Source organism: Oerskovia douganii, assembly GCF_015142735.1.
In the GTDB taxonomy this organism is placed as follows: Bacteria; Actinomycetota; Actinomycetes; order Actinomycetales; family Cellulomonadaceae; genus Oerskovia; species Oerskovia douganii.
Genome location: NZ_JACSPN010000024.1, coordinates 20,288 through 35,525 on the forward strand (window position 1 = coordinate 20,288; position 15,238 = coordinate 35,525).

10 protein-coding genes are annotated in these 15,238 nt (G+C 73.0%); all 10 read right to left on the minus strand.

The features are described from left to right. Positions 1–82 precede the first annotated feature (82 nt). Positions 83–3,673 (minus strand): chromosome segregation protein SMC, encoded by a 3,591-nt coding sequence (smc, locus tag H9623_RS15720; protein WP_193720959.1) that lies wholly within the window; start codon positions 3,671–3,673, stop codon positions 83–85. 152 nt (positions 3,674–3,825) lie between these two features. Then, entirely contained in the window at positions 3,826–4,290 is a 465-nt protein-coding gene (gene ndk / locus H9623_RS15725; RefSeq protein WP_193720960.1) for a nucleoside-diphosphate kinase, read from the minus strand. 23 nt (positions 4,291–4,313) lie between these two features. Beyond that, positions 4,314–4,820, minus strand: coding sequence for a DUF4233 domain-containing protein (locus H9623_RS15730; RefSeq protein WP_321575482.1), 507 nt, complete (start codon positions 4,818–4,820; stop codon positions 4,314–4,316). Positions 4,821–4,825: 5 nt separating this feature from the next. Further along, positions 4,826–6,595, minus strand: a complete 1,770-nt coding sequence (locus H9623_RS15735; RefSeq protein WP_193720961.1) for an MDR family MFS transporter — start codon at positions 6,593–6,595, stop codon at positions 4,826–4,828. Positions 6,596–6,674: 79 nt separating this feature from the next. Then, positions 6,675–7,307, minus strand: a complete 633-nt coding sequence (locus H9623_RS15740) for a TetR/AcrR family transcriptional regulator (RefSeq protein WP_193720962.1) — start codon at positions 7,305–7,307, stop codon at positions 6,675–6,677. Between the two features lie 137 nt (positions 7,308–7,444). Beyond that, positions 7,445–8,212, minus strand: coding sequence for a dihydroxyacetone kinase phosphoryl donor subunit DhaM (dhaM, locus tag H9623_RS15745; protein WP_193720963.1), 768 nt, complete (start codon positions 8,210–8,212; stop codon positions 7,445–7,447). Between the two features lie 7 nt (positions 8,213–8,219). Further along, positions 8,220–8,864, minus strand: coding sequence for a dihydroxyacetone kinase subunit DhaL (gene dhaL / locus H9623_RS15750; protein ID WP_193720964.1), 645 nt, complete (start codon positions 8,862–8,864; stop codon positions 8,220–8,222). Positions 8,865–8,949: 85 nt separating this feature from the next. Continuing rightward, on the minus strand, positions 8,950–9,945 hold the full coding sequence (gene dhaK / locus H9623_RS15755; RefSeq protein ID WP_193720965.1) for a dihydroxyacetone kinase subunit DhaK: 996 nt from the start codon (positions 9,943–9,945) through the stop codon (positions 8,950–8,952). A gap of 213 nt (positions 9,946–10,158) precedes the next feature. After that, on the minus strand, positions 10,159–11,607 hold the full coding sequence (locus H9623_RS15760; protein ID WP_193720966.1) for a bifunctional folylpolyglutamate synthase/dihydrofolate synthase: 1,449 nt from the start codon (positions 11,605–11,607) through the stop codon (positions 10,159–10,161). Further along, complete coding sequence (gene ileS / locus H9623_RS15765; protein WP_193720967.1) at positions 11,604–14,984, minus strand: isoleucine--tRNA ligase; 3,381 nt, start codon at positions 14,982–14,984, stop codon at positions 11,604–11,606. Before ileS ends, H9623_RS15760 begins: the two co-directional genes overlap by 4 nt. Positions 14,985–15,238 lie beyond the last annotated feature (254 nt).

Consider the following 15,238-nt stretch of genomic DNA (forward strand, 5'->3'; position numbering starts at 1 on the left):
CGCACGATCGTGCGGGTCGCACGCTCCGGCACGCGGCCCCTCGGTCACCGGACCGGGGGCCGGCGCCTCCTCGAGACGGTCGTCACACCCCGACCTCGTCGCGCAGCCGCTGGCTGATGACGGTCGTCACGCCGTCGCCGCGCATGGTCACGCCGTACAGGGCGTCCGCGATCTCCATGGTCCGCTTCTGGTGCGTGATGACGATGAGCTGCGAGTCCTCCTGGAGCTCGCGGAAGATCTCGAGCAGGCGCCCCAGGTTGACGTCGTCGAGCGCCGCCTCGACCTCGTCCATGACGTAGAACGGGCTGGGGCGAGCCTTGAAGATCGCGACCAGGAGCGCGACCGCGGTCAGCGACCGCTCTCCCCCGGACAGCAGCGACAGCCGCTTGACCTTCTTGCCCGCGGGGCGCGCCTCGACCTCGATGCCGGTCGTGAGCATGTCCTCGGGGTTCGTCAGGACCAGGCGCCCCTCACCACCGGGGAACATGCGCTCGAACACGTGCACGAACTGCTCGGCCGTGTCGTGGTACGCCTCGGTGAAGACCTGCTCGACGCGCTCGTCGATCTCCCGGACGATCTCCAGCAGGTCGGCGCGGGACTTCTTGAGGTCGGCGAGCTGGGTCGTGAGGAACGTGTGCCGCTCCTCGAGCGCGGCGAACTCCTCGAGCGCGAGCGGGTTGACCTTCCCGAGCTGCCCCAGGGCGCGCTCGGCGGACCGCAGCCGCTTCTCCTGCGCGGAGCGCACGTAGGGCTCGGTCACGGGATCGCCGTCCTCGTCCTGGCGGACCGAGCCGTCCTCCGCGAGCACGGGCACCGGGCGGTCGGGGCCGAACTCGTCGAGCAGCACCTCGGGGTCCAGGCCGAGCTCGGTGACGCTGCGCTCCTGGAGCTGCTCGATCCGCAGCTGCTGCTGGGTCCGGGCGACCTCGTCGCGGTGCGCGACGTCGGTCAGCTCGCGGAGCTGTCCGGCGAGCGCGTCGACCTCGGCGCGTCGGGCCGTCACGGCGGCGTCGAGCTCGCCCCGGGCCGCCTCCGCGGCCTCCCGCTCGTCCCGGGCCCGCGCGAGGGAGCGGTCGATCGCCGTCAGGGCCACCTGCGCCCCGTCGCGCACGGCCTCTGCCCGCGCGGCCTGTCGAACCCGTGCGGCCTCCCGGGCGGCGGCACGCTCGCGAGCCGCCCGCTCGGTCGCGGCAGCGCGGGCGAGGGACTGCGCCCGCCCCGTCAGGGCGCGCGCCCGTTCCTCGCTCGTGCGCAGCGCGAGGCGCGCCTCGGTCTCGGCGGCCCGGGCCCCGGTCGCCAGGGCGTTCGCCTCGTCGCGCGCTGCCGTGGCGGCCGCGACCGACTCCTCGGTCTGCTCGGGCGCTGCCTCGGCCTCGTCGTGCCGCGCGACCAGGGCCTCGAGCTCGGCCTGCTCGGCCACGAGCGTGGCCTGCGCCTTCTCGAGGTTCGCCCGGACCCGGGCGGACTCGGCCGCGGCCGCGCGCGCAGTGGCGCCCAGGTGCCCGAGCTGCTCCGCGACGGCCGCGAGCGCGGCGTCGGACTCGTTGAGCCGATCCAGCGTCGCGTCGTAGCGCTGCTGCGCCTCGTCTGCCTCCTCGAGCGCCCCGACCAGGGCGAAGCGCGTGCGCTCCCCCCGGGCGACCGCGTCGTCCCGCGCCGTCTGGGCCTCCTCGAGCGCCGACTGCAGGTGCAGGACGCTCGGCGCGGTCGCCGACCCGCCCCACGCACCGTGCGCCGAGAGCAGGTCGCCACCCCGGGTCACGGCCGTGACCTCGGGAGACGCCGTGACCAGGGCACGCGCCTGCGCGAGGTCCTCGACCACGACCACGCCGTCGAGCAGGAGCTCGACCGCCGAGGCGACGGACCGCGCGGGCGTGACGACCGACGTGGCCCACGCTGCGCCGTCGGGCAGGACGGCGGGCCGGGCCGCACGCGCGGCGCTCGCCCTGTCCTCGACGGGCGCTCCCCCGCCGACCACGAGGCTCGCCCGTCCCGCGTCCTCCTGACGCAGGTGGCGCACCGCGTCGACCGCGGCCTCGAGGCTCTCGACCGCGACCGCGTCGGCAGCGGGGCCCAGGGCTGCGGCGATCGCGTCCTCGTACCCCGTGTCGATGCCGAGCAGCGCCGCGAGCGAGCCCAGCGTCCCCACCTGGTCCGCGGCCAGCAGGGTTCCCGCGCCGTCCTTGCGGACCAGGCTCATCTCGAGGGCCTCGACGCGTGCGCTCCACGTCGCCCGCTCGCGGTCGGCGGTCTGCTCGTCGGCACGCAGCCGGGACACCACGGCCGCGGTCCGCTCGACGGCGTCGGCCGCCTCCTCGTGCTCGGCGTCGAGGCCCTCCTCGCCCTCCTCGACGCCCACGACCTGGGTCTCGAGGCTCGCGAACTCGACGTTGGCCTGGTTCCCGCGCCGCTCGGTCTCCGCGAGCGACTCCCGCAGGCGCCCGATCTCGGCCTCGGTCGCCTCGACGCGCGAGCGCCGGGCCGCGACCTGGCCCGCCAGCCGTGCGAGCCCCTCGCGGCGGTCCGCCGCCCCGCGCAGCAACGTCGCGAGCGCACGCTCCGCGGCCTGGGCCTGGCCCTCGACCGCGGTCCGCTCCGACACGGCGCCCTCGAGCGTCGCGCGCGCGACCGCCACCTCCGACTCGAGCTCCTGCTCGGCGGCGCGCGCCCGCGCCGCCTGCGCGTCGAGGTCGTTCGGGTCCTGCCCGCGCTGCACCGTCTCCGGACGGCCCAGCAGGCGCAGCCGCTCGGCCGCGAGCGTCCGGGTCCCGGTCAGGCGCTCCTGGAGCGACGACAACCGGTACCAGACGTCGCTCGCCTGGGCCAGCGCCGGGGCGGCCTCGGCGGCCTGCGCCTCCAACGACCCCAGCGCCTCGCGCGCCGCCGCGAGCGAGCGCTCGACCTCGGCCTGCCGCGCGCGCAGCGCCGACTCGTCCGCGATCTCCTGCTCGAGCGTCGCCGTGAGCTGGGCCAGGTCGTCCGCGAGCAGGCGCGCCCGCGCGTCGCGCAGGTCACGCTGGACCACCTGTGCCTTGCGCGCGATCTGCGCCTGCCGTCCGAGCGGGCCGAGCTGGCGCCGGATCTCGGCCGTCAGGTCCCCGAGCCGCGTCAGGTTCGCCTGCATCGCGTCCAGCTTGCGCAGCGCCTTCTCCTTGCGCTTGCGGTGCTTGAGGACGCCCGCGGCCTCCTCGATGAAGCCGCGCCGCTCCTCGGGCGTCGCCCGCAGCACCGCGTCGAGCTGCCCCTGCCCCACGATCACGTGCATCTCGCGCCCGATGCCCGAGTCCGACAGCAGCTCCTGGATGTCCAGGAGGCGGCACGACGACCCGTTGATCGCGTACTCCGACCCGCCGTTGCGGAACAGGGTGCGGGAGATCGTCACCTCGGAGTAGTCGATCGGCAGGGCGCCGTCCGTGTTGTCGATCGTCAGCGACACCTCGGCGCGGCCCAGCGGCGGACGCCCCGCGGTGCCCGCGAAGATGACGTCCTCCATCTTGCCGCCGCGCAGGGACTTGGCCCCCTGCTCGCCCATGACCCAGGACAGGGCGTCGACCACGTTCGACTTGCCCGAGCCGTTCGGCCCGACGACGCACGTCACCCCGGGCTCGAAGCGCAGGGTCGTCGCCGACGCGAACGACTTGAACCCGCGAAGGGTCAGGGTCTTGAGGTGCACGGGTCAGAGCCTAGTGCGGTTTTGCGGGTGAACCGGGGAGGTGGTGGCGCAGGGACGCAGGCACGGACGACGACAGGCACCCCCGGTCCCTTGGACGGGGGGTGCCTGCGTGCCGCGCCGGGTGGGGCGTCAGCGGGTCGTGCGGGGGCCGCTCAGAGGCCCGGGAACCAGAGCGCGATCTCCCGTGCCGCGGACTCCGGGGAGTCCGAGCCGTGGACCAGGTTCTGCTGGACCTTCAGGCCCCAGTCGCGACCCAGGTCGCCGCGGATGGTGCCCGGGGCGGCGGCGGTGGGGTCGGTCGTGCCGGCGAGCGACCGGAAGCCCGGGATGACGCCCTGCCCCTCGGCGACGACCGCGAGGATCGGACCCGAGAGCATGAAGTCGACCAGGGGCTGGAAGAACGGCTTGCCCTCGTGCTCGGCGTAGTGCTCCGCGAGGAGCTCGGGGGTGGCGTCCAGGAGCTGGACGGCGGCCAGGGTGTACCCCTTGGCCTCGACGCGGCGGAGGATCTCTCCCGACAGACCGCGACGGACGCCGTCGGGCTTGACGAGGACGAGGGTGCGCTCGATGGTCTCGGAGAGCGCGTCTGCCACTGCGGGGGCTGCAACATCAGTCATGCGCACGACCCTACCGGGCGCGCTCACATGTTCGGCGCGGTCTCCGGGTGCGCGGCGTCGTACTCCGCGCGCTCACGGTCGATCCGCCCGCCGAGGCGCAACGACACGACCCACAGCACCACGAAGATGCCTCCCACCAGGAACATCAGCGGTACGGCGAAGCCGCACGCGATGACGGGGAGCTGCACGACCGAGCCCGCGACGTACCCGCCCGGGCCCCCGACCATGCGGCTCAGGAGGATCAGCACGACCATGAGCGTGCCGCCCACGATCCAGATCGCGGGCCCCGAGGGGACCTGCAGCCGGTCCGGCCACGCGTACGGCACGGTCCGCAGCCCGTACGCGACGAGGGTCGCGAACAGGACCAGGAAGGCCTCCAGCAGCAGCGTCGTGGACGTGAACTGGATCTTCGCGGACTTCTTGGCCTTGATGCGGGGCGGGCCCGCCGCGTCCTCGCCCGCGGGGGCGGAGGACGCGGCGGACCGGGCCTGCTCTGCCGGCTCGTCGGCCGGTTCGATGGTGGAGCTCACGCCGGTCAGTTTACCGGCGCGTCCTGCCGGGCAGGGGCGCCCGGCGCGTCGCCGTCGCCCGGGACGCGCGCCCCGTCCGGCCCGACGGCGTCACGCACCCGGGCGTCCGGGTCCCCCTCCGGACCACCGGCAACGTCCTCGACGCCCTCGACCAGCGCTCCCCGCGGGTCGGCGAGGGCCTCACCGCGCGCGACCATGCCCGCCTCGTTCGAGAGCGCGACCTCCTTGAGGAAGAGCGACAGCACGAAGCCGACCACGACGAGCGGCACGAGGTACCAGAACGCCGGGGCGAGAGCGTCCGTGAAGCCCTCGATCACGCCGGTCTTGATGGGTTCGGGCAGCGCCTGGACGGCGGCGGGGGTCAGGCTCGCCGCGTCGCCGCCTCCCGTCGCCGCCCCGCCCGGGATGACCTCAGCGAGGTTCGCGGTGAGCCGCGTGGTGAAGATCGTGCTGAACAGGGCGGTGCCCACGGCGGCGCCGATCTCACGGAAGAAGTTGTTCGCGCTCGTCGCGGTGCCGATCTCGTGGGGGTCCACCGAGTTCTGGACGGCCAGCACGATCGTCTGCATGACCAGCCCCATGCCGGCACCCATGACGAAGATCATGGCGCCGAACAGCACCATCGACATGTCGCCCGTGATGTTGGTCAGCCAGACGATGCCCGCGGTCGTGATCGCGAGGCCGACGACCGGATAGACCTTGTACCGGCCCGTCTTGGTGATCGCGAAGCCCGAGCCGATCGCGGTGATCATGACACCGACCATCATGGGCAGCATGAGGAAGCCGGACTCGGTCACGCCCGCACCGGTCGACATCTGCAGGAAGGTCGGCAGGAACGCGAGCGCGGAGAACATGCCCATGCCCAGGACCAGGCCGATGAGCGTCGCGATCGTGAAGGTGCGGTTCTTGAACAGGTGCAGCGGCAGCAGCGGCTCCTCGGCACGGTTCTCGACCACGACGAACAGGGCGATCGAGGCGAGGGTCGCGGCCACGAGGCCCAGCAGCATGGGGTCGGACCAGTCGTAGCCCGCGCTCGTGGTCAGTGACTCCCAGCTCGTGAGCAGGACGATCCCCGAGGTCCCGACGACCATGAAGAAGATGCCGGCGACGTCGATCTTGCGACCCGAGCGGTGGCTCGGGAGCTTGAGCGTGACCCAGGCGACGAGGAACGCCGCGATGCCGATCGGCACGTTGATCCAGAAGGCCCAGCGCCAGCCCGGGCCCTCGGTGAACCAGCCGCCGAGGAGCGGACCGATCACGGCCGCGATCCCGAACAGGGCACCCATGGGGCCCATGTACTTGCCGCGGTCCTTGGCGGGGACGATGTCCGCGATGATCGCCTGCGACAGGATCATGAGACCACCGCCGCCGAGGCCCTGGACGGCCCGCCACGCGACGAGCTCGGGGAAGGTCTGGGCGAACCCGGCGCCCGCGGACGCGATCGTGAACAGGCCGATCGCGACGAGGAACGGCCAGCGCCGACCCCAGAGGTCGCCGAACTTGCCGTAGAGGGGCATGACGATCGCGATCGCCAGGATGTAGGCCGTGATGACCCAGCCCTGGTGCTCGACACCGTGCAGCTCGCCCACGATGGTCGGCATCGCGGTGCCGACGATCGACTGGTCGAGCGACGACAGGAACATCGAGGCCATGAGCGCGCCGAAGATCAGCCAGACGGTGCGCTGCGTCAGCACGATGAGCGGCTTGCCGCTCTCGGCGGGCGACGCGCCGGCCCCGGCCGGCGCGGCCGGCGTCGTGGAGCGGGAGGAGGACATGAGGATTCCGTTCAGGTCGGTCGGGTCGTGAGGCACCCGGCGGACGCGAGCCGCCGGGCCGGAGGGTGCGTCTCGTCGGTCAGTGCGGCGAGGGGTCGGGTCCCGCGAGCGCACGGAGCTGGTCGACGACGGAGCCCAGGTGGTCGACGGGCTCGCCCGCACGGCCGAGCCGTTCCCACTCGAGCGTCGTGGTGCGCAGGAGGCTCATCACGACCATCACGAGGAGCTCGGGCTCGGGTACGAACGGGTGGTCCGCCCGGCGACGACCGAAGACGTCGAGGAGCCCCGTGCGCAGGTTCTCGACCCACCACATGTGGCGGGCGAGGAGCCGGTGCTCGCGCTCGACGAGCGCGAGCGCGCGGTGCACGCGGTCGAGGGACATCGCCTGGTGGGACAGGAGGTCGGCGACCAGCGCCTGGACGTCCGCGAGCAGGTCGCCCGTGGGGCCGCCCGCGACGAAGGTCCGGACCGCCTCGGGGGACGGGGAGAACTCCTCGACCCCGAGCACGGCGTCGTCCTTCGACGCGAAGTAGTTGAAGAAGGTGCGCGTCGAGACGCCCACCGAGGTGCAGATGTCCTCGACCGTGACACGGTCCAGCCCTCGTTCGAGCACGAGGGTCTGGGCGGCGTCGATGAGCGCCTCGCGGCGTTCGCGCTTCTTGCGCTCACGCAGCCCCGTGGGGGCCGCTGACGGTTCGACGACGTTCTGCACAGCACGCAACTTTACGCGTCGTGCAACTTTGCAGGCAATGCAGTCTTCGCGTGACACGTGTCACGCACTCGGCGCGGCACGCGCCGACGGCGGGGTCCGATGGCGGGGTCCGGCGGCGCCGTCCGGGCCGCGGCCCCTCAGACCTCTCCGAAGCCCTCCTCGACCGCGGCGACCGCCGCGTCCCTGGCCTCGTCCGCCTGCGGCCCCTCGGCCGCGACCACGAGCTCGCGGCCTCCGGTCGCACCGAGCTTCATCAGCTCGAGCACGCTCGCCGCGTTGACCCCGTTGACCGTGACCTTCGCGTCGTACCCCGCGACGAGGCGCGCGAGGATCGCCGCAGGGCGGGCGTGCAGGCCGAGCGGGTTGCGCAGCGTGACCGCGCGCGGGGCCCCGGGCGAGTCGTCCTCGATCCCCGCGGCACCGGCGAGCTGGTCGGCCGGTCCCGGGGCGGGGACGAACTCGCCCCCTCCCCCCGGGGCCCCCGCGCTCTGCGCGAACGTGCCGCCCGCGGCCTCGGCCGACGCGAGCACCTCCGCGAGGGAACCGCCGCCGTGGGCCGTGACCGCGGCGGCGACGGCCCCCTCGACGAACGGGGCGTCCGCGAGGACCACCCGGCCGTCGAGCGAGTCGTCCAGCTCGATGACGGACTCTATCGTCATGACCGCCGACCCCAGGTCGGCGAGCACGACGACCCCGTCGGTGCCGACGAGCCCTTCCTCGACCGCGGCGGACACCACGTCGTAGCTCGTGCCCAGGCTGCCGTCGTCCGTCCCGCCCGCGGGCAGGAGGAGGACCCCGGGCGCCATCTGGGCGGCGAGCTCGGCGACCCCTTGCGCGAGGCGGGCCGAGTGGGACACGAGCACCAGGGCGATCCGCGCGCGGTCGCCGACCTGTGGGGTAGTCATCGAGCCATCATTCACCGGGAGCGGTGGCCGCCGCGACCGCGGCCCGCAGGACCACGACCGTCGACGTCGCACCAGGGTCCTGGTGACCGATGCTGCGCTCGCCCAGGTAGCTCGCGCGCCCCTTGGTCGCGAGCATGGGGATCGTCGCGCGGGCCCCCTCCTCGGCGGCGGCGAGGGCCGCTTCGAGGACCCCCTCCGGCGAGGCCCCGGCGTCGGCCGCCGCGACGGCCGCGTCGACGGCCGGCTGCCAGGCGTCGACCATGGTCTTCTCGCCGGGCACGGCCTTGCCCCGCGCGGTGATCCCCTCGAGCGCGCCCTCGAGCAGCGCGACGACGGCCGACGAGTCGAGCTCGGCGAGACCCGTCACCTTGGCCGCCCGCAGGAACGCGGTGCCGTAGAGGGGGCCGGACGCGCCCCCCACCGAGGACATGAGCGTCGTGGCGACGAGCTTGAGCACGTCACCGATCTGTGCGGGCTGCTGCTCCAGCCCGTCGAGCTTCGCGACGACCGCCTGGAAGCCACGGTTCAGGTTCTCGCCGTGGTCACCGTCGCCGATCTGGCGGTCCAGCTCGGTGAGCTCGTCCCTCGACGACACGACCATCTCCGCGGTGTCCCGCATCCAGCGCACAGCCCACGCAACGTCCAGCGTCATCAATCGCCCTTTCACTACTGTCCCGGGGCGGCTCGCGAGAACCGCCGGCGGGGCGCCGTCCCCCGGCTCTCGGGAGCGGCCGGAGTCACCACCTCAGAGCGGCGGTGTGCACGGGCGCGTCCCAGAGCGCGGTCAGCTCGTCGTCCAGCCGGAGCACGGTGACCGAGGCCCCCTGCATCTCCAACGAGGTGACGTAGTTGCCCACGAGCGAGCGGGTGACCGCCACGCCGCGCGCCTCGAGCAGCCTCCGTGCCTGACGATAGACGACGTAGAGCTCGGACTGGGGCGTACCGCCCATACCGTTAACGAACAGCAACACTCGCTCCCCGCCCTCGAGCCTCAGGTCCTCGGCCACGGCGTCGACGAGCATGCCCGTGATCTCGTCCGCGGCCGCGAGCGGGATGCGGTGCCGTCCTGGTTCGCCGTGGATCCCGATCCCGATCTCGATCTCGTCGTCGCCGAGGTCGAAGCTGGGCTTGCCGACGTGCGGCACGGTGCACGCGCTGAGCGCGACGCCCATGGACCGGACGTTGGCGACCACCCGGCCGGCGATCTCGGTGACCTTGCCGAGGTCGTCCCCCCGGTCTGCGGCGGCCCCGGCGATCTTCTCGACCGCGACGGTCCCGGCCACGCCGCGGCGGCCCGCGGTGTAGAGCGAGTCCTCGACCGCGACGTCGTCGTTGATGAGGATGCTCGCGGCCTGCGTGCCCTCGGCCTCGACGAGCTCGAGCGCGGTCTCGAAGTTGAGCACGTCCCCCGTGTAGTTCTTGACGATCGCGAGCACGCCCGCGCCCGAGTCGGCGCCGAGGATCGCGGGCACGATCTGGTCCGGCGTGGGCGAGGTGAACACCGCCCCGGGCACCGCGGCGTCGAGCATGCCAGCCCCGACGAAGCCCGCGTGCAGCGGCTCGTGCCCGGCGCCGCCCCCGCTGACGAGCCCGACCTTCCCGGGGACGGCCCCGCCCGCGCGCGAGACGTACAGCGGCGCGCGGTGGACCTCGACCAGGTCCGCGTGAGCCAGCTCGAACCCGTCGAGCGACTCCGTGACCGCGTCCTGCGGGTCGTTGAGCAGCTTCTTCATGGCGCATCCCTCCGTCGGACTGCTGCGGCACCGGGCGGCCGCGTGCACTGCACGCGCGCCGGTGGCTCGTGCCCCGGCGCCCGTCCCCCCATCAAACACCCGCGCGCGCCCCCCGGCACGCAGGGAGCGCCCGGTCCGGGCGCGCGGCACCGGATGCCGACGGCGCGGGGCACCTCCCGGAGGAGGCGCCCCGCGCCGTGGTCGCCCGACGCGTCAGCCGCGTCCGAGCAGGATCCGCACGTCGGCCGCCGTGATGACCGACCCGGTCACGAGGACGCCCGTCCCGACGCCGACGCCGACGCTGTCGTCGCGCTCGGCCAGGTCGACCGCGATGGCGAGCGCCTCGTCGAGCCGCTCGGCCGTGTGGACCCGGTCCTCACCGAAGACCTCCGTCGCGACCTCCGCGAGGTCCGTCACGTCGGCCGAGCGCTCGGCGCTGTTGCGCGTGATGACGACCTCGGCAAGGACGGGCTCGAGCACCGAGAGGATCTGCTCGGAGTCCTTGTCGCCCATGATCGCGACGACCCCGATGAGGTGCTCGAACTCGAACGCCTCGTCGAGCGCCGCGACGAGGGCCTCGGCACCCGCCGGGTTGTGGGCCGCGTCGACGATCACGGTCGGGCTGGACCGCAGGACCTCGAGGCGCCCCGGCGAGGACACGTCGCCGAACGCGGCCTCGACGACCCCGCCGTCGAGCGCGCGCCCGCCGGACAGCAGGGCCTCGGTCGCCGACAGCGCGAGCAGGGCGTTGTGCGCCTGGTGCTCGCCGATCATGGGCAGGAAGATCTGCGTGTACAGGCCTGCGGGGGTGCGCAGGTCGACGACCTGTCCCCCGACCGCCGGCGTCCGCCCGGCGACCGCGATGTCCTGGCCCTCGCGCAGGACGCGGGCGTCCTTGGCGGCGGCCGCCTCGATCACGATCGCCTCGGCCACGTCGCTCTGCTCGGCGAGCACCACGACGGCGTCCTGCTTGACGATGCCGGCCTTCTCGGTCGCGATCTCCTCGATCGTGTGCCCGAGCCAGCGCGTGTGGTCGATCGAGATGGGCGTCACGATCGCGACGTCGCCGTCCACGACGTTGGTCGAGTCCCAGCCGCCACCCATGCCGACCTCGACGATCGCGACGTCCACGGGGGCGTCGGCGAACGCGGCGAAGGCCATGACGGTGAGCACCTCGAAGAAGCTCAGCCGGGGACCGCCGGCCTCCTCGGACTCGCGGTCGGCGACGCCGATGTACGGCGCGACGTCCTCCCAGATCTCGACGAAGCGCGCGGGGCTCACGGGCTCCCCGTCGATCGCGATGCGCTCGGTGACCGACGTCAGGTGCGGGCTCGTGAAGCGTCCGGTGCGCAGGCCGTGCTCGCGCACGAGGCGCTCGACCATGCGGGACGTCGACGTCTTGCCGTTGGTCCCGGTGATGTGGACCGTGCGGTAGGCCTTCTGCGGGTCGCCGAGGAGCTCGAGGACCCGCTCGACCCGCGCGAGCGTCGGGTCGATGTCGTGCTCGGGGGCCCGGTCCATGATGTGCGCGTACACCGTGGTCAGGTCCTCGAGCGCGGCGGCCTCCTCGGCCGTGCGCTGGTGCGCAGCACCTCCGGGACGCCGCGCGTCCTTGTCGCCCGGGCGCTCGCCGGCGCCACGGCCGACGCGGATGCCGCTCATGCCTGTGCTCCGGTCGAGCCGGACACGTCGGCGCCCGTGGTCGCCTTGGTCACGAGGACCTGGCGCTCGTCGGTCGGCGACAGGTCGATCGTGACGCTGACTGCGAGGGTCTCGCCCGCGATGAGCTCGCGGTGGTCCTCGACCGCGCCCTGCCAGGGGCCGGGCACCGAGAGGGACAGGTCGATGCGGTCCGACACCTCGAGGCCGGCGGCCTTGCGGGCATCCTGCACCTCGCGCACGATGTCGCGCGCGTACCCCTCGGCCAGGAGCGCGTCGTTCAGCTCGAGGTCGAGGACCACGAAACCGCCCGTGGGCAGCACGGCTGCGGCGATCGACGGCGCCGCCGGGTCCGCCTCGTCGTGGCCCTGCTCGGCGAGCACCACGGTCGTCAGCTCGTACTCCGAGCCGAGCAGCGGCACGTCGCCGTCGGGCGTCTCGACGACGACGAACCCGTCGTCACCCACGCGCCACGCCCCGGCCTTGGCCGCCTTGATCACGGCCTGGACACCACGGCCCAGGCGCGGGCCGGCGGCCCGGGCGTTGACCGTGAGCTTCTGCGACACGCCGAACTCGTCGGCCGCGCCCGACTCGAGGTCGAGGAAGCGCACGGCCTTGACGTTGAGCTCGCGGGCGAGCAGGTCGGCGTAGGGCTCGAGCGCTGCCGGGTCCTCGGTCACGACGGTCAGGGTGCTCAGCGGCTGGCGCACGCGCAGCGAGTGCGCCTTGCGCAGCCCGAGCGAGAGCGAGGCGACCGAGCGGACCAGGTCCATCGAGGCGACCAGGGCGTCGTCGGCGACCAGGACGTCCGCGAGGGACTCCCCCGCGCCGTCCGCCCCACCGGCGGCGACGCTGGGCCAGTCGGTCAGGTGCACGCTGCGCCCGCCCGTGAGCCCGCGCCAGACCTCTTCCGAGAGCAGGGGCGCGAGCGGCGCCATGACGCGCGTGAGGACCTCGAGCGCCGTCCACAGGGTGTCGAACGCGTCGGCGTCCTCGTCCCAGAACCGGTCGCGCTGCGTGCGGACGTACCAGTTGGTGAGCAGGTCCAGGTGCTCGCGCACGGTCTCGCACGCCCCGGCGATGTCGAACGCGTCGAGCTGGGCCGTGACGGTCTCGACCAGGTCGTGCGTGCGGGCCAGCAGGTAGCGGTCGAGGGCCGGGAGGCCGGCGACGCGCTCGGGGGCCACGCGCTGGGCGGTGTACCCCGCGCCGTCCTGGGCGTTGTTGGAGTAGAGCGTGAAGAAGTAGTACGTGCTCCACAGCGGCAGCAGGACCTGGCGCACCGAGTCGCGGATGCCGTCCTCGGTCACGATGAGGTTGCCACCGCGCAGGATGGGCGAGCTCATGAGGAACCAGCGCATCGCGTCGGACCCGTCGCGGTCGAAGACCTCGTTGACGTCCGGGTAGTTGCGCAGCGACTTGCTCATCTTGCGCCCGTCGGAGCCCAGCACGATCCCGTGCGAGACGGCCGAGCGGAACGCCGGCCGGTCGAAGAGCGCCGTGGCCAGCACGTGCAGCGTGTAGAACCAGCCACGCGTCTGGCCGATGTACTCGACGATGAAGTCGCCCGGGTAGTGGTGCTCGAACCAGTCGGCGTTCTCGAACGGGTAGTGCACCTGCGCGAACGGCATGGACCCCGAGTCGAACCAGACGTCCAGGACGTCGGGGATGCGGCGCATGGTGGACTTCCCGGTCGGGTCGTCCGGGTTGGGGCGCGTCAGGTCGTCGATGAACGGGCGGTGCAGGTCCGTCACGGGCACCCCGAAGTCCGCCTCGAGCTCGGCGATCGAGCCGTAGACGTCGATGCGCGGATGGTTGGCGTCGTCCGAGACCCACACGGGGATGGGCGTGCCCCAGTAGCGGTTGCGGGAGATCGACCAGTCGCGCGCACCGGCGAGCCACTTGCCGAACTGCCCGTCGCGGATGTGCTCCGGGGTCCAGGTGATGTCCTGGTTGAGCTCGACCATGCGGTCGCGGAACTCGGTCACGCGCACGAACCAGCTCGAGACCGCCTTGTAGATCAGGGGGTTCCGGCAGCGCCAGCAGTGCGGGTAGGAGTGCTGGTAGGTCTCGTGGCGCAGCACGACGGCGCGTGCCCCGGGCTCGACGCGCGCGAGAGGGCCCGTGCCCTCCTTGAGGTCCTTGATGACCTTCGGGTTGGCGTCGAAGACCTGCTCGCCCGCGTAGTCCGGCACCTCGTTGGTGAAGCGACCGCGCGCGTCGACCGGCACGACGGGCACGATCCCCGCCGCGTCGCAGACCGCCATGTCGTCCTCGCCGAAGGCCGGGGCCAGGTGGACCACACCGGTACCGTCCTCGGTCGTCACGAAGTCCGCGACGAGCACCTGGTGGGCGTTGGGCCAGCCGGCCGCCGAGCGGTCGGTGAAGTAGTCGAAGGCCGGGGTGTAGCGCAGCCCCGCGAGGTCGGCTCCCTTGACGGTCGCCAGGACCTCGGCGTCCTCCCCGAGCTCCTTGACGTAGGCGCCCAGGCGCGCGGCCGCGAGAACGACCTTGTCCCCCGCCACCGCGGAGTCGACCCCGGGGCGCACGACCACGTAGTCGACGTCCGGCCCGACGGCGACCGCCAGGTTGGAGGGGAGCGTCCAGGGGGTCGTGGTCCACACGAGCACGAGCGCGCCCGCCGCCGGGGAGGCGGCGCCGTCCACGACGTCACCCGAGAGGCGCAGCCCGACCGTGAGCGCCGGGTCCTGACGCGACTGGTAGACGTCGTCGTCCATGCGCAGCTCGTGGTTCGACAGCGGCGTCTCGTCGCGCCAGCAGTAGGGCAGCACGCGGTAGCCCTCGTAGGCGAGGCCCTTGTCGTACAGGCGCTTGAACGCCCAGATGACCGACTCCATGAACGTGATGTCGAGCGTCTTGTAGTCGTTGGCGAAGTCGACCCAGCGCGCCTGGCGCGTGACGTAGTCCTTCCACTCGTCCGTGTACCTGAGCACGGACTCACGGCAGGCGTCGTTGAACGCGGCGATGCCCATGGCCTCGATCTGCGACTTGTCGGTGATGCCCAGCACGCGCTCGGCCTCGAGCTCGGCGGGCAGGCCGTGCGTGTCCCAGCCGAAGCGGCGCTCGACGCGCTTGCCGCGCATGGTCATGTACCGCGGCACCACGTCCTTGGCGTACCCCGTCAGGAGGTGCCCGTAGTGCGGGAGGCCGTTCGCGAACGGAGGGCCGTCGTAGAAGACGAACTCGTTGTCGCCGTCCTGGCCGGCCTCGCGGCGCTCGATCGACGCACGGAACGTGTCGTCCTTGGACCAGTACGACAGCACGCCGCGCTCGAGCGCGGGCAGGTTCGGGCTGGCGGGGATCTGGTGGCCCTGACCGTCAGGGGCGGTGTCGTCGGTGCGGTGCAGAGGGTAGGCCATGGCTCAGTGGCTCCATCGTGAGTGGCAGGCGGTGGTCCGGGACGTGCTCGTGCGAGGACGACCACCCCTCCCTGGTGACCGAGGGAGCGGGCGAGCCGCGGTACCACCCCGCTTGCCGTCGTCGGGCACCTCACGGAGCCCGAGCGGCGACCGCTCGACACGGCTGTGACGGGCCTACCCGTCCGGTTCTACTGGGGCGCCACGGCGTGGGACCTGTTCTTCCGGAGGCTCACCGGTGATGGCCGGGTCGATGC

Excerpts from the sequence above, each read along its gene's own strand:
- ndk (WP_193720960.1), bottom strand. The coding sequence starts at position 4,290 with ATGACTGATGTTGCAGCCCCCGCAGTGGCAGACGCGCTCTCCGAGACC.
- H9623_RS15735 (WP_193720961.1), bottom strand. The coding sequence starts at position 6,595 with ATGTCCTCCTCCCGCTCCACGACGCCGGCCGCGCCGGCCGGGGCCGGC.
- dhaM (WP_193720963.1), bottom strand. The coding sequence starts at position 8,212 with ATGACTACCCCACAGGTCGGCGACCGCGCGCGGATCGCCCTGGTGCTC.
- dhaL (WP_193720964.1), bottom strand. The coding sequence starts at position 8,864 with ATGACGCTGGACGTTGCGTGGGCTGTGCGCTGGATGCGGGACACCGCG.
- dhaK (WP_193720965.1), bottom strand. The coding sequence starts at position 9,945 with ATGAAGAAGCTGCTCAACGACCCGCAGGACGCGGTCACGGAGTCGCTC.
- H9623_RS15760 (WP_193720966.1), bottom strand. The coding sequence starts at position 11,607 with ATGAGCGGCATCCGCGTCGGCCGTGGCGCCGGCGAGCGCCCGGGCGAC.
- ileS (WP_193720967.1), bottom strand. The coding sequence starts at position 14,984 with ATGGCCTACCCTCTGCACCGCACCGACGACACCGCCCCTGACGGTCAG.